The 19,647-nt window shown below is 69.2% G+C and carries 24 protein-coding genes and 2 tRNA genes; 16 read left to right on the top strand and 10 right to left on the bottom strand.

The features are described 5' to 3' along the window. The first annotated feature begins 3 nt into the window (after positions 1–3). Positions 4–828, top strand: a complete 825-nt coding sequence (locus tag EPN29_12495; GenBank protein TAN31476.1) for a hypothetical protein — start codon at positions 4–6, stop codon at positions 826–828. On the opposite strand, the gene EPN29_12490 is transcribed toward EPN29_12495, so the two are convergent. Further along, positions 825–1,286, bottom strand: coding sequence for a hypothetical protein (locus EPN29_12490; protein TAN31475.1), 462 nt, complete (start codon positions 1,284–1,286; stop codon positions 825–827). The two genes, EPN29_12495 and EPN29_12490, sit on opposite strands and share 4 nt — an antisense overlap. 132 nt (positions 1,287–1,418) lie before the next feature. Between EPN29_12490 and greA the strand changes: the two genes are divergently transcribed. From greA to EPN29_12465, 5 genes are all read left to right on the top strand, one after another. Beyond that, positions 1,419–1,883, top strand: coding sequence for a transcription elongation factor GreA (gene greA / locus EPN29_12485; protein TAN31474.1), 465 nt, complete (start codon positions 1,419–1,421; stop codon positions 1,881–1,883). Continuing rightward, a complete protein-coding gene (locus EPN29_12480; protein TAN31473.1) occupies positions 1,846–2,982 on the top strand; it encodes an aminopeptidase P family protein in 1,137 nt (378 codons plus the stop codon). The genes greA and EPN29_12480 overlap by 38 nt, the downstream gene beginning before the upstream one ends. Further along, positions 2,982–3,428, top strand: coding sequence for a transcriptional repressor (locus tag EPN29_12475; protein ID TAN31472.1), 447 nt, complete (start codon positions 2,982–2,984; stop codon positions 3,426–3,428). The genes EPN29_12480 and EPN29_12475 overlap by 1 nt, the downstream gene beginning before the upstream one ends. A 62-nt stretch (positions 3,429–3,490) precedes the next feature. Further along, on the top strand, positions 3,491–4,186 hold the full coding sequence (locus tag EPN29_12470; GenBank protein ID TAN31471.1) for a TIGR00266 family protein: 696 nt from the start codon (positions 3,491–3,493) through the stop codon (positions 4,184–4,186). A 46-nt stretch (positions 4,187–4,232) separates the two neighbouring features. Continuing rightward, positions 4,233–4,889 carry an HAD family hydrolase gene (locus EPN29_12465; GenBank protein ID TAN31605.1) on the top strand — a complete coding sequence of 219 codons (657 nt, stop codon included), beginning with the start codon at positions 4,233–4,235 and terminating at the stop codon, positions 4,887–4,889. On the opposite strand, the gene dapF is transcribed toward EPN29_12465, so the two are convergent. Then, positions 4,873–5,721: a diaminopimelate epimerase gene (gene dapF, locus EPN29_12460; protein ID TAN31470.1), complete on the bottom strand. Its 849-nt coding sequence runs from the start codon at positions 5,719–5,721 to the stop codon at positions 4,873–4,875. The two genes, EPN29_12465 and dapF, sit on opposite strands and share 17 nt — an antisense overlap. Before the next feature lie 227 nt (positions 5,722–5,948). Between dapF and EPN29_12455 the strand changes: the two genes are divergently transcribed. The 4 genes from EPN29_12455 (at position 5,949) to EPN29_12440 (ending at position 9,002) form a co-directional block, all read left to right on the top strand. Next, entirely contained in the window at positions 5,949–6,788 is an 840-nt protein-coding gene (locus EPN29_12455; GenBank protein TAN31469.1) for a sulfurtransferase, read from the top strand. Continuing rightward, entirely contained in the window at positions 6,752–7,255 is a 504-nt protein-coding gene (locus tag EPN29_12450) for a DUF4395 domain-containing protein (protein TAN31468.1), read from the top strand. The genes EPN29_12455 and EPN29_12450 overlap by 37 nt, the downstream gene beginning before the upstream one ends. Next, the gene (locus EPN29_12445; protein TAN31467.1) at positions 7,255–7,668 is read left to right on the top strand and encodes a thioredoxin; all 414 of its coding nucleotides are present in this window, start codon (positions 7,255–7,257) and stop codon (positions 7,666–7,668) included. Before EPN29_12450 ends, EPN29_12445 begins: the two co-directional genes overlap by 1 nt. Before the next feature lie 83 nt (positions 7,669–7,751). Next, positions 7,752–9,002, top strand: a complete 1,251-nt coding sequence (locus tag EPN29_12440) for an amino acid ABC transporter substrate-binding protein (GenBank protein TAN31466.1) — start codon at positions 7,752–7,754, stop codon at positions 9,000–9,002. Positions 9,003–9,006: 4 nt separating this feature from the next. Here EPN29_12440 and EPN29_12435 read toward each other — a convergent pair whose 3' ends face one another. Continuing rightward, positions 9,007–9,513: an N-acetyltransferase family protein gene (locus EPN29_12435; GenBank protein TAN31465.1), complete on the bottom strand. Its 507-nt coding sequence runs from the start codon at positions 9,511–9,513 to the stop codon at positions 9,007–9,009. Between the two features lie 18 nt (positions 9,514–9,531). On the opposite strand from EPN29_12435, the gene EPN29_12430 reads away from it, so the two are divergent. Next, the gene (locus EPN29_12430; protein ID TAN31464.1) at positions 9,532–10,848 is read left to right on the top strand and encodes an acetyl ornithine aminotransferase family protein; all 1,317 of its coding nucleotides are present in this window, start codon (positions 9,532–9,534) and stop codon (positions 10,846–10,848) included. A gap of 22 nt (positions 10,849–10,870) precedes the next feature. Here the strand turns inward: EPN29_12430 and EPN29_12425 are convergent, their stop codons facing one another. Beyond that, a complete protein-coding gene (locus EPN29_12425) occupies positions 10,871–12,052 on the bottom strand; it encodes a hypothetical protein (GenBank protein TAN31463.1) in 1,182 nt (393 codons plus the stop codon). Positions 12,053–12,129: 77 nt separating this feature from the next. On the opposite strand from EPN29_12425, the gene EPN29_12420 reads away from it, so the two are divergent. Further along, the gene (locus tag EPN29_12420) at positions 12,130–12,981 is read left to right on the top strand and encodes a 5'-3' exonuclease (protein ID TAN31462.1); all 852 of its coding nucleotides are present in this window, start codon (positions 12,130–12,132) and stop codon (positions 12,979–12,981) included. A 171-nt stretch (positions 12,982–13,152) separates the two neighbouring features. On the opposite strand, the gene EPN29_12415 is transcribed toward EPN29_12420, so the two are convergent. The 3 genes from EPN29_12415 to EPN29_12405 are packed head-to-tail and all read right to left on the bottom strand — an operon-like array spanning position 13,153 to position 15,818. After that, entirely contained in the window at positions 13,153–14,427 is a 1,275-nt protein-coding gene (locus EPN29_12415; protein TAN31461.1) for a hypothetical protein, read from the bottom strand. Positions 14,428–14,473: 46 nt separating this feature from the next. Then, positions 14,474–15,262, bottom strand: coding sequence for a hypothetical protein (locus EPN29_12410; protein ID TAN31460.1), 789 nt, complete (start codon positions 15,260–15,262; stop codon positions 14,474–14,476). Next, entirely contained in the window at positions 15,255–15,818 is a 564-nt protein-coding gene (locus EPN29_12405; protein TAN31459.1) for a sigma-70 family RNA polymerase sigma factor, read from the bottom strand. Before EPN29_12405 ends, EPN29_12410 begins: the two co-directional genes overlap by 8 nt. Before the next feature lie 11 nt (positions 15,819–15,829). Between EPN29_12405 and EPN29_12400 the strand changes: the two genes are divergently transcribed. Together EPN29_12400 and EPN29_12395 are read left to right on the top strand one after the other, a co-directional pair. After that, a complete protein-coding gene (locus tag EPN29_12400) occupies positions 15,830–16,468 on the top strand; it encodes a sigma-70 family RNA polymerase sigma factor (GenBank protein ID TAN31458.1) in 639 nt (212 codons plus the stop codon). Further along, a complete protein-coding gene (locus EPN29_12395) occupies positions 16,449–17,228 on the top strand; it encodes a methylated-DNA--[protein]-cysteine S-methyltransferase (protein ID TAN31457.1) in 780 nt (259 codons plus the stop codon). The genes EPN29_12400 and EPN29_12395 overlap by 20 nt, the downstream gene beginning before the upstream one ends. Here EPN29_12395 and hpt read toward each other — a convergent pair. Genes hpt through EPN29_12380 form a run of 3 tightly spaced genes read right to left on the bottom strand, consistent with a single transcriptional unit; the run spans position 17,225 to position 19,190 of the window. After that, entirely contained in the window at positions 17,225–17,809 is a 585-nt protein-coding gene (hpt, locus tag EPN29_12390; GenBank protein TAN31456.1) for a hypoxanthine phosphoribosyltransferase, read from the bottom strand. The two genes, EPN29_12395 and hpt, sit on opposite strands and share 4 nt — an antisense overlap. After that, positions 17,794–18,549, bottom strand: a complete 756-nt coding sequence (locus EPN29_12385) for a hypothetical protein (protein TAN31455.1) — start codon at positions 18,547–18,549, stop codon at positions 17,794–17,796. The genes hpt and EPN29_12385 overlap by 16 nt, the downstream gene beginning before the upstream one ends. Then, the gene (locus EPN29_12380; GenBank protein ID TAN31454.1) at positions 18,522–19,190 is read right to left on the bottom strand and encodes a hypothetical protein; all 669 of its coding nucleotides are present in this window, start codon (positions 19,188–19,190) and stop codon (positions 18,522–18,524) included. The genes EPN29_12385 and EPN29_12380 overlap by 28 nt, the downstream gene beginning before the upstream one ends. A gap of 68 nt (positions 19,191–19,258) precedes the next feature. Here EPN29_12380 and EPN29_12375 point away from each other — a divergent pair. Together EPN29_12375 and EPN29_12370 are read left to right on the top strand one after the other, a co-directional pair. Next, a tRNA-Trp gene (locus EPN29_12375) sits at positions 19,259–19,336 on the top strand. 127 nt (positions 19,337–19,463) lie between these two features. Next, a tRNA-Ile gene (locus tag EPN29_12370) sits at positions 19,464–19,539 on the top strand. The last annotated feature ends 108 nt before the right edge of the window (positions 19,540–19,647 follow it).

Genomic DNA, 19,647 nt, shown 5'->3' with positions numbered 1-19,647 from the left:
GGGGTGGGTAAGAAACAGGTCAGGCAGGTCCGCCAGCAGATGCGGAGAGTTCAGCCCAAAACCGCGGCTGCCGCGACCCCGGGCCAGACGCGCCGGCAGCGCGAACGGTTTGTGGAAGCGGGCGGCATGCTGCAGGGGTACGCGCCTGACTTCGTCATCCGGCTCGGCTACATCGGGGTCGCGGCGGGCGTCGTGTGCGTCCTGGTCATCGCGGCGTTCATCGTCTTCCTGCCCGGCGTGTACGGCCTTGCGGTGGCGATCGCCGCGTCCCTGGCCTGGGTGCTGCCGATCGCGCTCCTGGCGAGCTTCATCGCGCCGGGGTTTCGGCTCGCGCTCAGGGATCGCAAGGCCGAAGCCAAGTTGGTCCAAGGTCAGCTGGTCGGGGCCAGCTCGGTGAGCACGTCGGTGGGGCTCGGCATGATGATGGTGCAGACGCGCGGCGGCGTCGAGCAGTACCTGGTCCCGCCCGCGCGTCTCAAGCAGGTGCCCGGCAACCAGGTCAACGTGGTCCTGACCGTGACCCCCAACCTCCGCCACGTCAAGTCGGTGGGGGTCATGGGCCAGCGAATGGTCGGCCGGGTCGAGCCGCCGGTGCCGGCGGTGATGAAGCGGCTGCAGGTCCTGCCCCTGCTGACCCCGGTCGCACTCACCCTCGGGGCGATCATCGGCGACAACGCCGTCGCGCTGTCACCCATCTCGCCCGCCCTGCTGCACACCGCCCTCGCCGTGCTGGCGGGCGCCGCGCTGGCCGGAGCGGTCTACGGCACCTCCTTTTTGCTCCAGCGCCGGATGATGGCCGAGGTCCAGGCGCTGGTCCCCAAGACCTAGCTCTCGGTTTCCCGGTCCAATGCTTCGGCCGGGGCCGCGGCCTTGACTGCCGGGGCGGCGGCGATCGAAGACGATATCCGCGCTGAGGCCGCGTGGGTCCTGGGCGGCACCAGGGCACTGCGCTGCGGATAGGTTGCGATCAGCAGCAGGCTGAAGGCCAGGCCGAAGAACACCGGGCCGATGTGGAACGGCGCGTGCCAGAGGTAGTACGAGCCGGCCTCGAATGCGAGCACGACGAACCCGTACAGGATCCCGGCCCGCACCCAGCCGACGTGGGCGACGGGGTTGATGGCCGCGGCCATGAGGCCGATGCCGAGGACCGCGCCGGCCGCCGACGCGTGGGTGCCGACCTCCTGGTCGAGGGGTAGTAATGAGGTTCCGACGAGAGAAACCGCGGCGCCGCCGACCAGCGCCATCCCCATGAGCAGCATCCCGATGGTGAGCAACAGCCTTCTCATGCCGCGACTGTATACGGCGGGCGCAGGCTCGCGTCACGGTTACGGCCGGTGCGGCATGGAATCGGGCGCGCCGGACGCGCGCGCGGCGACTTGACTCGCGCCGCCCGCGCGCGGGGCCACTAGACTCGCTAGATGACCAACGACGTTCACATCACACCTGAGGGCCTGGAGGCCGTGGAGAAGGAGCTCGACGAGCTCGTGCGAGTCAAGCGGCCGGCGATCGCGGCGAAGATCAAGGCCGCCCGTGAGTTCGGCGATCTTTCGGAGAACTTCGAATACCACGCCGCCAAGAACGAGCAGGGCTTCATCGAAGCCCGGATCAACGACCTGGAGGCGATCGTCAAGAACCACGTCCTGATCGAGGCCAAAGCGCCGACGGGCGTGGTCGACATGGGCAGCACGGTGCGCTTCACCGAGGACGGGGCGGACGCGGAGACCTATCGCATCGTCGGTCCCGCCGAGGCCGATCCCAAAGCCGGTCGCGTCAGCTACGAGTCCGCGCTGGGCAAGGCGCTGATCGGCCATCGCGTGGGAGAGGAGGTCGAGATCAAGACTCCCAATGGCTCATACAGCGTTCGCATCGTCGGCATTGACTAGCCCCGCGGCCGCCGCCACGACCAAGCTGGCGGACGTCCGTGCGTGGATGGCGAAGCACGATCTGAGGGCCGTCTATGTCACCCGCCCGGTCTCCATCGCCTACCTGACGGGCTTTCTCGCCGAGCCACATGAGCGCCTGATGGCGCTCGCCGTGCGGCCCGATGGGGCCACCTTGATCGTTCCCGCCATCGAGCAGGAGAAGGCCGAGCGTCATGCTGAGGGCGCTGAGGTGGTCTCCTGGCGCGACGGCGACGACCCTTACGAGCTGGTCAGCGGCGCACTCGGGAAGTCCCCGCGTCTCGGAGTCGAGAAAGAGCATCTCACCCTGCGTGCGGCTGAAGCCCTTCGCGAGCGGTCCGGCGCCGGCGAGCTGGTCGACGTGGCCCCCGTGATCCGCCGTCTGCGCCTGATCAAGGGCCCCGCCGAGGTGGACAGGCTGCAGCGCGCCGCCGCGATCACCGATCGCGTCACCGACGAGGTGTTCGGCGGGTTGCGGGCGGGGCTGTCGGAGCTCGAGGTCGCGTTGCGGCTCGGCGCGGCCATCGGCGCGGCAGGCGGGGTGCTGGCCTTCGAATCGATCGCCGCGTCGGGCCCCAACTCAGCGCTTCCGCACGCGGTCGCGTCGGGCCGCCGGCTCGCCGCCGGGGACCTCGTCCTGCTCGACTTCGGCGCCGCGTTCGAGGGCTACCACGCGGACACGACGCGGATGGGGGTCGTCGGCGAGCCGGCCGAGCGGCAGCGGGCGATGCATCAACTGGTCCTCGACGCGCACGACGCCGCGATCGCCGCGGTGCGAGCCGGGACGACGACCGGCGCGGTCGATGCGGCGGCACGCAGGGTGATCGAGGCCGCCGGGTTCGGCGACCGTTTCCTCCATCGCATCGGGCACGGCCTGGGCTTGGAGATCCACGAAGATCCGAGCCTCGACCCCGGCTCCCAGACGGTGCTCGAGCCGGGGATGGTGTTCACCGTCGAGCCCGGTGTCTACTTTCCCGGGTGGGGCGGCATTCGCATCGAGGACGACGTGGTCGTCGAAGAGCAGGGCTGTCGCGTTCTGACCACAGCCGACCGGTCACTGCGGGTCATCCCCTCGCTCTGATGCTCGCCCCAGGCATGCGGCGCACGGCGCAGCGGACCCTGGTCTACAACGCCATCGTCCGGCTCGGAGGTCACTGCACGGCGGATGAGATCGCCTCCGAGCTGCACGAGACCAGGCCCGGCTTTCCCCGCAGCACGGTCTATCGGGCGCTGGAGGCGCTCACGGCGTCGGGCTCGGTCTACGCGGCCCACCTCGGCGAGGGCCCGACCTACTACGAGCTCGCGACCGGCGACCACCACCACGCGGTCTGCCAGGTTTGCGGCGGGGTGCTGCACATCCAGGAAGAGCTGGTCAGCGCGCTCGAGAAGCACCTCGAGGAGGGTCATCATTTCAGGCCCGTGCGCACCGAGGTGCTGGTGGTCGGAATTTGCGACACGTGCTCGCGCACTCCTGGCCGCAAGACCGCGCGCCGGCGCACCATCGACCCGCATTTCCACTTCGCTTGAGAGCGCGAACGGCCTGATACAGTGGGCGCCGACCCGGCCGCCTCCATTCACGAGAGGAGAACATGGAATCGAAGATCGTCGGCACGGTGATGCCTGTGCTCGAGCTGAACATGCAGCCGAACGACAAGGTTTTCGCCGAGTCGGGCCAACTTTCCTGGATGTCGATGGCGATCCAGATGCAGACCTCGACGTCGGCCGGCGGCCAGCAGGGCGGATTCATGGGCGCGCTCGGGCGGGCGGTCGCGGGCGGCACCCTGTTCATGACCGAGTACACGGCGGCCGGCGGCCCGGGCCTGCTGGCGTTCGCCGCCAAGCTGCCCGGCCAGGTCCTGCCGATGGAGATCGCTCCGGGCCAGGGCTACATGGTCCACCGCCACGGCTTCATGTGCGCCACGCCCGGCGTCCAGTTCTCGATCGGGTTCCAGCAGAGGTTGGGCGCCGGCATCTTCGGCGGCACCGGCTTTAGGATGCAGCGTCTCCAGGGCCAGGGCCAGGCCTGGGTGGAGCTGCACGGCGAGGTCGTCGTCTACGACCTGCAGCCCGGCAACACGCTGCGCGTGCACCCCGGCCACGTCGGCATGTACCAGGAGTCGGTGGGCTTCAACATCACCACCGTGCCGGGCATCAAGAACGCCTTCTTCGGTGGTGACGGCATCTTCCTGGCCGCGCTCACAGGCCCCGGCCGGGTCTGGCTGCAGTCGATGACGATGCAGCACCTGGCGCACGCGATCCAGGAGTACCTGCCGAAGCCGGGGTGAGGGGAATGCGAGACCACGCGGGGAGTCGGAATTGGCCAATCGCTGGCTGACCTTCGACTGCTTCGGCACGCTCATCGACTGGCGGCACGGCATCCGCACCACGGGCGAGCTGCTGTTCCCCGGCCGCGGCGCCGACTTCCTCGGCGCCTACATCGAAATGGAGGCCGAGGTCGAGAACGAGGGATCGTTCCGCAGGTACCGCGCGGTGCTCACCGACACGGCCCGGCGGGTGGCCCAGCATCTGAGCCTGGAACTCAAACCGGACGACGCGACCGCGCTCGTGTCGACCATCCCCTACTGGCCGTCGTTCGCGGACGTCGGCCCGGCGCTGGGCCGGCTGAGGCGTGACGGTTGGAAGCTGGCGCTGCTGACGAACTGCGACCGGGACCTCATCGCCTTGACCCAGCGACGACTGCCGGTGCCGTTCGACGCCGTCGTCACCGCCGAGGACGTGTCGGCCTACAAACCCGACCCCGCCCACTTCCGCCTCTTTCAATCCACCTTCGGCGCCTCAGCCGACGTGTGGATCCACGTGGCGCAGAGCTACTACCACGACATCAGGCCCACCAGCGAGCTCGGCATCACGCGGATATGGGTCAACCGGCAGGGCGAGAAGGACGACCCCTCGCTGGCCGACGCGGTGGTCAGCGGGCTGGCGGAGCTGCCGGCGGCGGTCGGGCGGCTGGCTACCGCGGCTCGCTGAGCCCGAAGTCGGCCAGGTCGACCACCGCGCGGTAGACCCTGCGCGCGGGACCGGACTGGACCAGGTTCCCGGCCGCCTCGCGACGGACCTTCAGGTCGCCGCCCGGCATCTGAAGCGTGACCCGGTCGTCCACCAGTCCGGCGCGCATGCAGGCGGCGGCCACGGCGCTCGCGCTCGTGCCCGAGGCGAGCGTGTAGCCCGCCCCCCGCTCCCAGATCTCGACGCGCACCCGGGCGCGATCGATCACCTCGAAGAGCTGGACGTTGGTGCGCTCGGGGAAGGCCGGATGACGTTCGAGATAAGGGCCCAGCTCGACGCATCGGTCTTTTGTCACCGGCTGGCCGAAGACGACGCAGTGAGGGTTGCCGACCGAGACGAGCATCGCCTCCACCCGCCCGGCAGGCGTGTCCAGCACGACCCGATCAGGCTCGCCGTCGAACGTCGCCGGGAGGTCGGCGGCGCGAAACGACGGCCGGCCGATGTCGAGCTCGCACACGATCTCGGCGCCGTTCCGAGCCAGGACCCGCACCGCGTTCGATCGATCCGTGGTTTGCAGCTCGAACCTGTCGGCCGCCCCGTGCTCGAGCACGGCGTGGGCGGCGGTGATGCGCAGCCCGTTGCCGCTCTTCTGGGCCTCGGAGCGGTCGGGATTGAAGATTCGGACGGTCATGGCTTTGGGGTCGAAGGCCAACAGCCCGTCCGATCCCAGGCCCAGGTTGCGGTCGCAGAGGGCGGGCAGGAGGGGCACGACCCGGTCCAGCGGGCCCGGCAGGTCCATGACCAGGTAGTCGTTGCCGAGGGCCTGGTATTTGATCAGTCCGATCTGAGCCATGAACGCTAATCATCGGGAATTGACGCCCGGTCCGTGGGGTTGGCTAGAATTGCCTCAAATGCAGGATTTCACCTGGCCTGCCCAGCGCCTGGTACATATCCCGGCCTGCTTCTGTAGCTAGACCGGTCGTTTGCTCGCGCCCGTGCGGCGCGCCCACTCGACCGCTTCGTCACCCGGACTGCAAGCACTCGATTGGCTTGCTTGATTTGGATTTTGGAGGTTTGAAATTGAGCTCATCGACAACAACCCAGGCTCTGGTCACCACGGAGTGGATCGCCGAGCACGCCAAGGACAAAGGTCTGCGCGTGGTCGAGGTCGACGTCGACCCCCGCGCGTACGACAAGGGACACCTCGAGGGCGCGGTCGGCTGGGACTGGAGGAAGGACCTTCAGGACCAGGTCAACCGTGACATCGCCGGCAAGGACGCCCTGGCCGGCCTGCTCGGCCGCAGCGGCATCACCCCCGACACCACGATCGTCCTCTACGGCGACTTCAACAACTGGTTCGCGGCGTACGCGTACTGGGCTCTGAAGTACTACGGCCACGACAAGCTCCAGCTCATCGACGGCGGTCGGGTCAAGTGGGAGAAGGAAGGCCGTGCGTACAGCCAGGAAGTCCCCGGCTACGCAGCGAGCTCCTACCAATTCCAAGGCTCCCCGAGGGAGGACATCCGGGCCTACCGGGATCACGTGCTGTCGAAGATCGGCACGGCCGGCCTGGTCGACGTGCGCTCGCCCAAGGAGTACTCGGGCGAGCTGATCGCGCCGGAGAACATCCCTCAGGAGGGCGCTCAGCGAGGCGGCCACATTCCGACCGCAGTCAGCATCCCCTGGGGGACCGCGGTCAAGGAGGACGGCACCTTCAAGAGCGTGGAGGAGTTGAAGGAGATCTACGGCGGCAATGGCATCACGGCCAACAAAGAGGTGATCGCCTACTGCCGCATCGGCGAGCGCTCGGCTCACACCTGGTTCGCTCTGAAGGAGCTCCTCGGCTACCCCGACGTCCGCAACTACGACGGTTCGTGGACGGAATGGGGCAGCTCGATCAGGGTTCCGATCGAGAAGTAACGATGCAGACCGTTGACCACTCGGCGCTGAAAATCAACCAGACCGGGATCGTGGCGACCGTGCTCGTCGCGTTCTTCGGCAGCGCGCTCTTCCGGCCGCTGCTCGTGTTGATCCCGCTGCTCGCGGTGGTTCTCCTCGTGGGCACCTTCTTCCCGGGCCTGGCGTTGTTCAAGCAGCTGTACTTCAAGGTCCTCAAGCCGCGCGGCATCGTCAAGCCGCGACCGGCGCAGGACCGGCCGGAACCTCACAACTTCGCCCAGGGCCTGGGTGGAGTCTTCCTCGCCGTCGCTTCGATTCTTCTGCTGCCTCTCCCGGCGGTGGGATTGGCGGTCGCGCTGCTCGTCGCGGTGCTGGCGTTCGTCAACCTGGCGTTCGGCTACTGCCTCGGCTGCCAGATCTACTACCGGCTGGGACGGGCAGGATTGATCAGGGCCACCCCGTCATCCGGGACGACCCGCACCTCCTGATGAGCGCACAACTCTGGGCGTTGGCGGTGGTGGGCATCGTGGTGCTCGCCGCCGCCTGCCTGGAGACCTGGCGTTCCTCGCGAGCGCGCCGCCGCGCCGCGGCGGCGACCTCTGAGCCCGCGGCCGAGCCTTACCTCCTTTACTTCACCGGCGAGGGCTGCACCGTGTGCCGGACCCACCAGGAGCCGGCCCTGGCCAGGCTCGGGCCGGTGCGCATCGACAAGGTCGACGCCATCGCCGAGCGGACGCTCGCGGATCGGTTCCACGTGTACACGCTTCCGACCACCGTCGTGATGTCGGCGGACGGCCGGGCGCTTCACGTCAACTACGGCTACGCCACCGCGCCCAAGCTCCAGCGCCAGCTGGCGGAGGCACGCGGCGCGGACGGCGTGAGGGCCGCGGCCACAGCCTGAGCGGGTCCCGGCCCGACCGCGCCCCCTGTCAGGCGGGGTCACCACCCCGTCGAGCGCAGGGCCGGAGTCGATATCCTGGCCTGGTGATCCGCCGCGCCGCCCTCATCGCGCTCGTTGTTTTGATCGCGGCCGCATGCGCGCAGTCGCAGCCGCCCCAGAGCCACGAGCTGGTGCTGGGCGCGATCTATCCGCTCAGCGGGTCGCAGGCACCGGGCGGGAAAGAGGAGCTGGCGGGGGTGCGGGCCGCGCTCCAGCTGGCCGAGACAAGCGGAGCGCTGAAGGTCCCGGTGCGCCTGCAGGTGATCGACGCCGTGACGCCGGATGGCGCCAGAGCCGCCGTCGACTCACTCGTCCGCGATTATCACGTGCCCGCGATTTTCGGCACCTATGGGAGCACGCTGTCGGCGGCGGCTTCGACGCGGGCTGAGGAATTGAAGACCGTCTACTGGGAAACCGGCGCGGTGGCGGATCCCATCACCGCCCAGCGGCACTACGTGTTCCGCACCGTCGCCACCGGCAGCTCGCTCGGCCGCATTGCGGTCACGTTCACCCACGACGTGCTGATCCCGGAATCCAGGCTTTCGTCGCCACGGGCCGTGATCGTGCGCGTCAACGACATCTACGGCCGGTCGGTGGGTGGCGGCGAGGAAGCCCTCGCTCGGCAGCTGGGCATCCAGGTGGTCGACGTCATCGAATACGACCCCCGCGGCTACGACCCGGACGCCATCGCCGCGAGGCTCGCCGCGGACCGCGCCGACTTTCTGTGGGACGTCAGCTACCTCGACGACGGCATTGCCATCTGGCAAGCCGTTCTCCGCCACCATGTGACCCTCAAAGGCGCCATCGGCACGAGCTCGGCCTTCTGCATGCCCGCCTTCGGCCAGCGCCTGGGCGCCGACTCGGTCGGCGTCTACGCGGCGGACAAACCGGACGCCGCCGACGTCAGCCCGGCCGCGCTTTCGCCGGCGGGCCGGGCCCTGCTCGCCAAGGCGCGTTCGGTGTACGAACACAGCAACGGCGGGGCGGCCATGTCGATCCCGGCTGTGGCCGGCTTCGTCGGCGGCTGGACCTTTTTTGCCGACGTGCTCGCGAAGACGACCGGCGTGGTCACTTCGGAGTCGATTCGCGGTCTCGCGCTCGGCGTTGACGTGCCCGCCGGCGACAGCATCAACGGCGGGGGGGTCCGGTTTGGGGGCTCGGACGCCCTGGACGTGGGTCAGAACACCCGGGCGGCGGCGGTGGTCGGCCAGTGGCAGGCGGTCGGCGTCATGAAGGTGGTCTTCCCACCCGCCTTCGCCAACGGCGCGCCCATGGAGGCAGCGCCCGGGATGTGACCGGCTAGGCTTCGAGGCGGCGCTGAACCAGCGTGATGTCCATCCAGCGATCGAATTTGTGGGCGGCGTCGCGAATCGTGCCCACGACCTCGAAACCGAGCCGCGAGTGCAGCTGCAGGCCCGAGCGGTTGTCGGTGGCGATCGTGGCGACGATGGTGTGGTAGCCGAGGCCACGCGCCTCCTGGATCAGCTCTGTCAGCAGCGCCCGGCCGATGCCTCTTCCCTGGTGGACGGGGTCGACGTACACGAGGTCTTCGACGACGTCGAAGCCGCGCTGCTTCCAGGGGAGCAGGCGTGCCCAGCCGATGACGCCGCTTTCGTCAGTGCTCACGATCAGCTTCGATCGCTTGCCGTGCGCCTCCCACCAGGCCGCGGCCTCCTCGGTGTCGAGGGGCTCGGAGTCGATGGTGGCAAAGGTCTGGTTGACCGCCCAGTTATAGATGCCGACGACGGCCTTCAGGTCATCCCTGGTCGCCTGCCGGATCGTGAACGTCCTGGTCGTCTTGGTCACGAGGACATTGGATCACGAATGCGGCCCGCAGCGAGAAAGTTGGCTTCATCTGGTAAGTTCCGGACGGTGAAGCCTCTCATCCAGACCGCCCTGCCCGGGCCCAAGGCCGCCGAGCTGATCGCCCGGGATGCCAGGGCGATGTCGCCAAGCTTCACCCGCACCTACCCCTTCGTGATGGAACGCGGCGAGGGATGCTGGGTCACCGACGTCGACGGCAACCGCTTCCTGGACCTCACCGCCGGGATCGCAGTGGTCTCAACGGGCCACTCCCATCCCAAGGTCGTGGCCGCGATCGAAGAGCAGGCAAGGCGCTTCCTGCACATGTCGGGCACGGACTTCTACTACAGCTCCGAGATCGAGCTGGCCGAGCGGCTGGAGGCCAGGATCCTGCCGGGCACGCCGGCCAAGGTGTTCTTCACCAACTCAGGCGCCGAGGCGATCGAGGGGGCGATGAAGCTGGCGCGCTTCACGACCGGGCGTCCGAGCTACATCGCCTTCATCGGCGCCTTCCACGGCCGCACGTTCGGCGCCCTCTCGCTGACCGCGTCCAAGGCCAGCCAGCGGCGCCGCTTCGCGCCGCTTCTGTCGTCGGTGTTTCACGCGCCCTTCCCGTCGGCGGCTCGAGGCGTGACCACCGACGAGACCATGGAGCGCCTGGAGGAGCTGTTTGCCACCGTCGCTCCGGCGGAGAGCGTGGCGGCGATCTTCGTCGAGCCGATCCAGGGCGAGGGCGGCTACCTCGTGCCGCCGGACGACTTCCTCCCCCGCCTGCGCGAGCTCACGCTCAAGCACGGCATCCTGCTCGTGGCCGATGAAGTGCAGTCCGGCATGGGGCGGACCGGGCATCTGCTCGGCGTGGAGCACTGGGGAGTGGAGCCGGACATCGTATGCCTCGCCAAGGGCATCGCCTCGGGCCTGCCCCTGGGCGCGTTCATCGCCCGGGCCGAGCAGATGAGCTGGCCTCCGGGATCGCACGGCAGCACCTTCGGCGGCAACCCTGTGGCGTGCGCCGCCGCCCTCGCCACGCTCGACCTGCTGGAGGACGGCCTCATCGAGAATGCCGCCCGGGTCGGCGCCCTGCTGCAGGACGGCTTGCGCGAGATCGCGTCCACGCACACGCAGGTGACGGACGTCCGCGGGCTGGGCCTGATGCTGGCGATCGAGTTCAAGAGCGCCGACCAGGCGGCGCGGCTCGTGCAGGCGGCGTTCGAGCGCGGCCTGCTGCTGCTGACCGCGGGCGCTCGCGCGGTGCGGATCAGCCCGCCCCTGGTGATCAATCCCGAAGAGGCGGCCACCGGCCTGGAGATCATCGCCGCCGCGCTGGATCACGCGTAGCGTCACCGAGAGTTCGGGGGCGCTAGGCTCCAAGCTCGGCCGACCGCTGCGCGACGGCGGCGGCGACGATCGCATCGGCGATGGGCTGCATCGCCGCCGCGGCCGCGCGGTCGTCGCCCGCCAGCGGCGCGAACGCCTTCGCTCGCTGATCGTCGATGACCTTGATGGTGGCGAGGACCTGGTCGTGGACCGCGGCGCCGAGACCGCTCGGGCTGTTCACCAGGTTCGCGAATTGCGACACGAATGAGCCGGCCAGCCTCTGTTTCTCGCCGGCATCGGCGGAGGTCGCATAGGCGACAAGGCCCGCATCTCGAGCGCTCCACAACTGGGCGAACCGCGTGCCGGCGGTATTCCCGAGCAGCCGGCGGAGCGCGGTGCCGAGCGCGTCCGCGTTGGCGGTCAGGGCGCTCGACGCCGCCGTCTGTTCCCCCTCGCGGCCGGCGGCGATGGCGTCGGTGGCCATGGTCGCGAGGTAGGCGTGCTCCTGGAGGAGATCGTTGAGGATGACGCGCAGGTCGACCGCATTGGTCGAAGGGTTGCCCGGGAACTTGTCCGGGAACTTCTGCACCATCCTGGAAGCGAGCGCATCACCGATGCGAGCGCTGTGTGCGTACGCGGTTCGAAGGTCCGCATACATCGCCGGATAGTCCTGCGCCGCCTGGTCGTCGATCACGGCCTTCGTCTCGAGGACCTGATCGGTCGCGAGCTGCGTCATCGGGTCGAGCGGGAGCTGGGTCGTGTCGGTGACGAACCGCGCGAACTGAGGCACGTATCCGTTGAGGAGAGCGGACATGGCGCCATTGGACTTGGTGTCGTTGTGCGTGACGAGGCCGATCGCGTAGTCGACGAAGGAGCCGTCATGGACGGCCCAGACCTGCTCGAACTGGGTGGCCGCGCTGTTGCCGAAGGCGGACCGCATCACGCCGGCGAGCGCGCTGCCGTTGGTGGTCAGGAGGCCGGCGTAGCCGGCGTACTCGTCGGAGTGATAGGCCGCGGCGACGGATTCTTTGGCGACGACGATCACGTGCTCGGCGAGCAGGAGGTCCAGCCTCGTGCGCAGGTCGGAGGCTTTGGAGCCGGCGTTGGTCACGGGTCCGGCCCCGGGCGAGGAGAGCCGGGTCGACGAGGCGCCAGAACCCGGGTTGGAGCTGTAGCAGGCGGCCAGGCCGAGCGCGACCACCGCCGCGGCTGCAACCCGGACCATTGCAGCAGCGCTCCCCGCGCGCGCCCGGCGTCTCAACCCACCGTCATGGTAACCAGCGGTCTTACCATGGTGCCGCCTTGCCGGAATGGCTGCTGGTCGATGGTTCGAGCCTGATCTTCCGCGCTTTCTACGGCGTGCCCCAGTCCACGCGCGCGCCGGACGGAACGCTGGTCAACGCCGTGCGCGGCTTCATGGACAACCTCGCGCGCTACATCACCGACCGCCGTCCGCGACACGTGGCCGTGACGACCGATGAGGATTGGCGCCCGGACTGGCGGGTCGAGCTGATCCCAAGCTACAAGACGCACCGGACCGCTGAGCCCGTGCCTCACGACCTCGAGCCCCAGATGCCGGTGATCATGGATTGCCTGGCCGCCGCCGGCGTCGACGCCGTCGGGCTGGCGGGGTACGAGGCGGAGGACATCATCGCGTCCCTGGTCGCGAAGGTGGATCCGCCGGTTGAGATCGCCAGCGGTGACCGCGACCTGTTCACCCTCATCCGGGATCGTGAGGTGGTGGTGCTTTACCCGGACAAGGGCGGCATCGCGGTGGTGGACGAGGCCGAGGTGGAGCGCCGTTACTCCATCCCTGGCCGCGCTTACGCGGACTTCGCAATCCTGCGCGGCGATCCTTCCGACGGCCTGCCCGGGCTGGCCGGCGTCGGTCCCAAGAAGGCGGCCGACCTGGTGAGGCGGTACGGCTCGGTGGGCGCCATGCTCGAGGCTGGGCTGTTCCGGTCAGCTGAGGCGGAGTATCTGCAGAAGGCGCAGCGGGTGGTGCCGCCGGTGAGCGACCTTGCGATCGAAGTCCCTCGCGGGCGCCGGCAGCGCTGGCCCGACGATCCGGACCGGGTGCGGGACCTGGGCCGGCGCTACGGCGTCACCAGCTCGTTCGATCGCCTGCTCAGAGCCCTCGCCTCCATGCCGTGACGGCATGATTTGGCATCGTGGAACCCGGGCTTTGCGCCTCCTGCAAGCACTCTCGCAGGGTGCCGGGCGCCCACAGCACGTTCTGGATGTGCGAGCGCTCCCTCACCGAGCCCTCGTTCCCACGGTACCCGCGCCTGCCCGTGCTGCGGTGCCACGGCTACGAGCTCGCGACTAAGGAGCCGCCGCCTCCACCCTGATCAGCGCCATCGGCTGGCCGGCGGCACCCTCAAAGCTCACCGCCACTTGCGCAGCCGCCATCGACAGCTCGGCGATCTTGCCGGCGTCGCTGAGCGCGTAGACCGTCATTCCATCCGGGCTCAGCGCCAGGCTCCACACCCTCCAGCCCGTCAGCGCGTGGCCGCGGGCGTGCAGAGTGGCGGTGTCGATCCAGACGACGCCTGAGGCCCCCGCGGTGACCAGCGTCCGCCCGTCAGGGCTGAGCACGGCGGGGTTGGCGCCGAACCCTTTGGCGTACGCGTCCTGGGCGAACAGGCCCGAGGTCGGTCCGATGGCGCCGATGTGGGCGGAACGCAGCAGCTTCGGGGAGGCGTCGCTGCCCGTGTCGATCTCGCTGACGATCCCGGTCGCCGCGTTCACCGCGTAGAGGCGCGAACCGCCGGCGCTGAGAGCGAGCGACCAGTGAAAGCCGCTGCCGTCGCCGCTGTGGTTGTAGCCCGAACCGGGCAGGTCGATGCAGAACGCGATCGGGCCGTCGAGGCTGAGGGCGTGGACGAACGGGCCCGCCTGGTCGCGGACGTACATGCTGTAGAGCGAGTGGCCGTCGGGCGAAGCCACGCCGGACAGCCGCAGGCCGGCCATGGCCTGGCTGCCATCGCTCTTGTCGAAGACGATGCTCGGATCCAGCTGCCCGGCCCCGACGTTGAACATGCGCACCCGGTAGATGGTTGGGGAGACGTGCTCGATGAGGTAGAGGCGCTGCCCGTCGTTGCTGATGGCGTCGAACTCGAAGAAGCCGGTCAGGTCGATGCGCACCGGCTGCCTGGCGAAGGATGTGCCGACCACCACCATGTGGGACGCGCTGGGCAGAGAGGTTGAGGCGGGTTCGAATCTTTCCAGGACCAGCCATTGCCCGTTCTGCGACAGGCCGCCCGGCAGGCCGCTGATCGTCGCCGGCGGCAACCGGTAATCACCGGGCAATTTGAGGGTCTTGAGCGTCGCTCCGCCGGCGGGATCAGTGTCCATCAGCAGGTTGGAGCTGACTGAATAGAGATGCTGCCAGTCAGGTGAAGGCGTGCCGAAGGGCAGCCGGCGCTCGATCGCGTGTGAGCGCGAGTCGATGACGGCCACCAGCTGGGCGCTCTGGGTCGAAGCCGCCTCGTAGAGCTTGAAATCTCTGCTTGACGCCTGCGGTCCCGTGACGCCGCCACATCCCGCCGCGACCACCGCTAAGCCCACCGCCGCCAAAAGCCTTCGCATGCTCTTCACCTCGCCTCCCATACACCGCCCGGGCGAGCTGGGTTCCCTGGCCCGCCTAATGCAGGGACGCGGCGATCTCCAGGGCTTGTGCTCTGGTCAGGTCGCCCTCGATGCGCACGACCGTGCCGCCGTCGTCGAACAGCAGCGTGTTCGTGGCCAGGCGCAGAGTCTCGTCGCGGATGTTGCCTTCGGCATCGACCAGGAAGAAGACGTGCGGCTTGCCGGCGATCCAGTAGCCGGGGTGCCCGGCGGCGGTCACGTCTTCGAGCGTCGTGCCGGGCCCGAGCAGCTTGCCGAAGAAGTTGGCGTCGATCGCCCCGCGCGCCTCGGTGACCAGCACCGCGACGCCGGTCTGGCCTGAGGTTGGGATGCCGGGCCGGAGGGAGTACACCAGCGTCACCTCGCCCTGGGGAGGCCCATCCGGCGACGGCTGCAGGTAGACCTCGTCCGGCGGGCCGAGCGATGCGGGCACGAGGACGTGCCATTTCACCGCTCCGGCCGCCGCCTTCAACGTGGTCTGGCCGCCAAGCCCCAGACGCTTGCCCAGGGGGGCCGGCGGATGGGGGGATGGCGCCGGCAGGCGTTGGACGCGTTCGATGAGCGCGTGCACGTTGATCCAGCCGGCGATGGTGTCGCGCGCGGGGGCATAGGCGAGCAGGGCGGCGAGCGCCAGGATCACGGCCGCGGCGGCAAGGGCCCAGGGTTTGGAGAACCACCGCGGTGGCGCCGGGCGCTGGGTGGCGATTCGGGACCTGATCCTGGGCGCAAGGTCCGGGGTGACCGGCCAGTCCAGCTCGGCGCCCAGGCGAGTCAATCGTGCCTCCAACTCGGTGAGCTCAGGCATTCGCCGCCTCCCCGACTCGAGCTCGCAAGCGGGCCAGGGCTCGCGACAGGCGCGACTTGACCGTGCCCTCGGGGATGCCCAGCGCCGTCGCCGTCTCCTCGCCGCTGAGCTCGAGGAAGTAGCGGCTCGCGATCACGAGCCGGTCTTCTTCGCCCAGGCTGTTGACCAGGCCGAGCAGGGCGCGCCTGTCTTCGGCGGCGACGGCTGCCGCCTCGGGGGACGGGGCCGCATCCCCCGGGCGGAAGCCCTCGGCCAGGCGGAGTTCCAGCCCATGCCGGCGGACTGACGACCGGACCCGGTTCCGGGCTTCGTTGGCGACGATCCGCAGCAACCAAGGCCGGAGGTCGGCGCCAGGCCGGAAGCGGTCGAGGGCGCGGTAGGCCTTGACGAATCCTTCCTGCGCGGCGTCCTCGGCGTCCGCCGCCGACCCGGTGATGACGTACGCCGTTCGAAACGCGACCTGCTGGTAGCGCTGCACGATCTCCTCATAGGCGGCCGCCTCGCCGCGCCGGGCGCGCGCGAGCAGCTCGGAATCGTCCTCTGGTCGGCCCTCCATCGGAACGCATCTTGTACACCGGGGGCCGCATCATGGTTCCCCCGGAGTTGCAACCATCCCGCCGCCGGTCGTGTTCAAGGACGTGTGCGGGGCATTTGCAGGAGCGGTTGCAGGAGCGGTTGCGGGAGCATCTGATGGAAGGGGTCGAGCGTCAGTTCGAACGGATGGTTAAAGAGAACCAGGACCGCCTGTTCGCCTTCAGCCTGGCCATGACCGGCAACCGCCCCGATGCGGAGGAGGTCGCGCAGGATACGTTTCTGCGCGCGTATCGTGCCCTGCTCACATACCCGCCGGACCGGGTTCGGGACCTGAAGCAGAAAGCCTGGCTGCATCGCATCGCGCTCAATGTCGTCCGCAACCGCCTTCGCGGCGTCCGGCCTCGAGTGGTCGAGCTGAACGGCAGCGAGTCCGATCACCGCCCCGGCCCCGAAGCGCATGCGCTGCGCCGCGCGGAGATGGACGATCTTGCCGCTCGCGTGGCCGGTCTGCCGCGCCGATATCGGGAAGCGGTGGTCCTGCGCCACGTGCAGGAGCTTTCGTATGCGGAGGCGGCGGCGGTGCTCGGCCAGCCGGTGGGGACGGTCAAGGCGAATGTCCACCGCGGACTCAGATTGCTGAGAGGAGACGACGATGACCATGCTGACGACTGATTTGGCAAGACTCGGAGAGGTCAGGGCGCCCGACGGGTTCGCCGAGCGCCTGCTCGCCCAGGCTGGGCTGGCGGATTCGTACGCGTGTTTCGACACCGTGCTCGGTCCGGTTTTCGTCGCCTGGAACGGGCTGGGGGTCTCGGCCGCGGCCCGCTCCAGCTCCGCGGCGGCGTTCGAGGGGTGGTTTGGCCAGGATGTCGGCCGGCGGCTGGTCGCGGCTCCCGCCCCGCCCGGCCTCGCCGCCAAGATCGAGGCCGAGCTGAGCGGCGAGCGCCGGCTGCGTTTCGACCTGCGCGGCCTCACCGAATTCGAGCAGGCGGTGCTGCGCAAGACGCGCGAGATACCGCGCGGCGAGGTTCGGCCCTACGGCTGGATCGCGCGTGAGATCGGCCGTCCCGCGGCCGTCCGCGCCGTCGGCACCGCGCTGGCCCACAATCCGATCCCGTACTTCATCCCGTGCCACCGGGTCGTCCGCACGGACGGCGCCATCGGCAACTACTCGGGCGGGGGGCCCAGCGCGAAGCGCGCGATCCTGACCCTTGAAGGCGTGCGTTTGAATCGACTGGAGGAGCTGGCGCACGCCGGCGTCCGCTACCACGGGGTGCGCACCACCAAGATCTTCTGCTTCCCGACATGCCACCACGTGAAGAGGGCGGCCGAGGCCAACCTGGTGCCGCTCCACGACGAGGCGGCGGCGTTCGCCGCGGGCTACCGGCCGTGCAAGGACTGCCGTCCCGCCGCGGTCCGTTTGACCGCTTAACCCAGGGAGTGGATGCTCGGCAGCTCCCGATACAGGCCGGCGTAGTCGAGGCCGTAGCCGATGACGAAACGGTCGGGGATGGTGAACCCGAGGAAATCGATGTTGACGCCCACCGCGCGGCGCGCGGGCCGGTCGAGGAGGGCCGCGATCCGCAGAGACGCCGGCTTCATGCCGCGGAAACGCCGGACCAGAGCGTGCAGCGTGTGGCCTGAGTCGACGATGTCCTCGACCAGCAGCACGTGACGGTCGACGAGCGGACCGTCGACCATGTGCGCGAGCCGGAGCGCGCCCCGGATCGTGCCGGAGCCGTAGCTGGAGGCGCGCACGAATTCCAGCTCGGCGGGGATGCTCAGGCTGCGTAGGAGGTCGGACGCGAACACGGCCGCGCCCTTCAGGACGACGATGAGCAACAGCGGCGTGTCGATGCCGGCGTAAACCTGGGACACGTGCCGGCCGAGCTGCCGCACGCGCCGCGCGATGCGCGCGGCCGAGATCATGGGTCGGGTGGGGTTCTGAGCGTGAGCGAGCCCACTCTGAGCCTGTGATCCCCGCGCCTGCCCCGCGGTCAGGACCCTAGGCATCTCTCTTCACAGCTTAGTCGTCCAAGGGGGGCGACGGTCGCGCCCGGTGGCGAGAGGCGCTTCCGGTACAGGCGGTGCGAGCGGCTGAAGGCGCCATCGAAGTTGATCGCCTTGCCGCCGTGATATCGCTCCGGCACGGCGCCGGCATGCGGCTTGTGACCGAACACGACGCGGCGGCTGCCGGTGATCTCCAGCCAGCGCCCGAGTCGCTCCGGCTGGGACGGAAAGATGTTGGGTCCGCTGAGCGCGTCCCACAGGGTCGATTCGCCTCCATCCATCAGCAGGTCGCGCACGCGCGTGTTGACGGCCGCGACGGGGTCGGGCTCGCCGGCCGCGAACAGGTTGGAGTAGCCGTCGCTGCCGCAGTGCTGGACCAGCGTCCGATCGGGAAGTCGGACGATCGCCGGTCGCTCGCGCAGCCAGCGCTGGAGATCAGGGTCGCGCGCGAGCTCGTCGAGGTCATGGCGCTGGCCGCCGATGCCCATCCAGGCGCCGATGCGCGCCGGATCGCGGATCGCCCAGAGCATCGCGACCTCGTGGTTGCCGAGCAGCACGGTGGTGTGGGCGCGGTCGCGCGCGTAGCGCAGGGCGCCGACGCCGAACATGCCGTAGTCGACGAGGTCGCCGAGGAAGATCGTGTGCCACTCATCAGCCGGGTAAGGGCGCAGCGCGTCGAAGAGCCGCTCGAGGTCGCCGTGGACGTCGCCGACGATCAGGACGGGCAGATCGCTCGCAGCCATGCCTCCCCCTCACCTTCGATGCGGCGCACAGTCCGGGTGTATGACCCGATCGTCTGGAGCTCGGTTCGGTGCGGCGGCCATCGCCAGCCGTGGCCGAAGACGGACTCCGCCTGTGACCTGGCGAAGGGCACCGCTCGCGGGAAGAGCCCGCTACCCGGCGCACCCTTGAAGACCCAGAACGAGTCCCACAGCGAGGTCGCGCGCGCCCGCCGCACGTGGGCGTTGCCATCCCACCAGCCGGGGCCGGGGTCCTCGCTGATATCGGCGACGACCTCTTCGACGACCAGGCGACCGACGAGGTGAAAGCCGGCGGGCGCGGATACGGGATGCAGTCGCGCGAGGAAGACGATTAGATCGCCTCTTTGGGCCCGTCGGAGGCTGAAGGCACGGCCGGCGCGGCGGCAGTTGTCTCCATAAGTCGGCGTGGCGCGGTTGAGGTCGGGGTCGAGGTGGATGGCGCGCTCGCGCCAGGCTGTCGGGGCGAGGGCGGCCAGCTCCGGGAGGTCTCTCAGCCGGAGCATCGGCGGCCGCCACGAGGGCTCTTCCGGGATCGGCAACAGCTGAAACGACCCGTCGTCGAAAAGCGGAGAGCGGGCGGCGTGGGCGGAGTTGACGCCGATGTTGGCGACGAAGGCGGCCATGCCCCGATGCTAATCGGCCGCTCGGGGCGGGAAATTGGGCCTGGGTTAGAATTGCCCTTCGGCCGAGTAGGGGCGTAGCTCAGTCTGGTCAGAGCATCGGTCTCCAAAACCGAGGGCCGAGGGTTCGAATCCTTCCGCCCCTGCCATTTCGCCCCGTGCCCACTCGGCTGGTCCGGCCTAGGCTGTTCCGGGGCGAGCGGTCGAATCGGGCGACACAGTAGACTCCAAGGCCAAGGTTCTCGGGAGCACCCCGCCTCGACTCGCCAAGAGTTTGGGCCGCTAGCTCAACTGGCAGAGCGCCGTGCTGATAACGCGGAGGTAGGTGGTTCGAGTCCACCGCGGCCCACCATGGCTTCTGTGCAAGTTCGGGTGACAGGTCTCAAAAGGCCTTCGGCTGATGCGGCACACAACTTCGGCTGATGTGTCGCAGTTACTTCGGTTGGTTTGTCACGCTCCC

The organism is bacterium, from assembly GCA_004299235.1.
Taxonomy (GTDB): domain Bacteria; phylum Chloroflexota; class Dormibacteria; order Dormibacterales; family Dormibacteraceae; genus SCQL01.
Note: the sequence above shows the minus strand (reverse complement) of the source record. Positions and strands in the feature narration are given on the sequence as shown.

Bases quoted from the DNA above. Each gene is read 5' to 3' on its own strand.
- EPN29_12490 (TAN31475.1), bottom strand. From the start codon at position 1,286: ATGAGAAGGCTGTTGCTCACCATCGGGATGCTGCTCATGGGGATGGCG.
- greA (TAN31474.1), top strand. From the start codon at position 1,419: ATGACCAACGACGTTCACATCACACCTGAGGGCCTGGAGGCCGTGGAG.
- EPN29_12480 (TAN31473.1), top strand. From the start codon at position 1,846: ATGGCTCATACAGCGTTCGCATCGTCGGCATTGACTAGCCCCGCGGCC.
- EPN29_12475 (TAN31472.1), top strand. From the start codon at position 2,982: ATGCTCGCCCCAGGCATGCGGCGCACGGCGCAGCGGACCCTGGTCTAC.
- EPN29_12470 (TAN31471.1), top strand. From the start codon at position 3,491: ATGGAATCGAAGATCGTCGGCACGGTGATGCCTGTGCTCGAGCTGAAC.
- dapF (TAN31470.1), bottom strand. From the start codon at position 5,721: ATGGCTCAGATCGGACTGATCAAATACCAGGCCCTCGGCAACGACTAC.
- EPN29_12450 (TAN31468.1), top strand. From the start codon at position 6,752: ATGGGGCAGCTCGATCAGGGTTCCGATCGAGAAGTAACGATGCAGACC.
- EPN29_12445 (TAN31467.1), top strand. From the start codon at position 7,255: ATGAGCGCACAACTCTGGGCGTTGGCGGTGGTGGGCATCGTGGTGCTC.
- EPN29_12430 (TAN31464.1), top strand. From the start codon at position 9,532: ATGCGGCCCGCAGCGAGAAAGTTGGCTTCATCTGGTAAGTTCCGGACG.
- EPN29_12425 (TAN31463.1), bottom strand. From the start codon at position 12,052: ATGGTCCGGGTTGCAGCCGCGGCGGTGGTCGCGCTCGGCCTGGCCGCC.
- EPN29_12410 (TAN31460.1), bottom strand. From the start codon at position 15,262: ATGCCTGAGCTCACCGAGTTGGAGGCACGATTGACTCGCCTGGGCGCC.
- EPN29_12405 (TAN31459.1), bottom strand. From the start codon at position 15,818: ATGGAGGGCCGACCAGAGGACGATTCCGAGCTGCTCGCGCGCGCCCGG.
- EPN29_12395 (TAN31457.1), top strand. From the start codon at position 16,449: ATGACCATGCTGACGACTGATTTGGCAAGACTCGGAGAGGTCAGGGCG.
- hpt (TAN31456.1), bottom strand. From the start codon at position 17,809: ATGCCTAGGGTCCTGACCGCGGGGCAGGCGCGGGGATCACAGGCTCAG.
- EPN29_12385 (TAN31455.1), bottom strand. From the start codon at position 18,549: ATGGCTGCGAGCGATCTGCCCGTCCTGATCGTCGGCGACGTCCACGGC.
- EPN29_12380 (TAN31454.1), bottom strand. From the start codon at position 19,190: ATGGCCGCCTTCGTCGCCAACATCGGCGTCAACTCCGCCCACGCCGCC.